Below are 259 nucleotides of genomic sequence, written 5' to 3'. Positions count from 1 at the left end.
AACCGCCTAAAAAAACTTGGGTTACAATAAACCTTCCTCCTCTATTTTGGCATAGTTTTTGCATAATAATTTGTGCAAACCGAACTAGAGGAGGAATACATATGACGAATAAAGATCACTTAATTGTTTGTCGATGTGAAGAAGTTACATACGGACAACTTCAATCGACAATTGCTGCATATAAATGCTCGGCAAGAGAATTAAAACTAAGAACACGTGCTGGCATGGGATTTTGCGGTGGCCGCACATGTAGAATGAT

1 protein-coding gene is annotated in these 259 nt (G+C 38.2%); it reads left to right on the top strand.

The features are described from left to right. Positions 1 to 101 precede the first annotated feature (101 nt). Positions 102 to 259: (2Fe-2S)-binding protein (locus SB658_RS25225; RefSeq protein ID WP_410603162.1), on the top strand; the 158-nt coding region annotated here is incomplete at its 3' end.

This window comes from Bacillus sp. SIMBA_008, assembly GCF_046535495.1.
GTDB lineage: Bacteria > Bacillota > Bacilli > Bacillales > Bacillaceae > Bacillus > Bacillus subtilis.
Note: the sequence above shows the minus strand (reverse complement) of the source record. Positions and strands in the feature narration are given on the sequence as shown.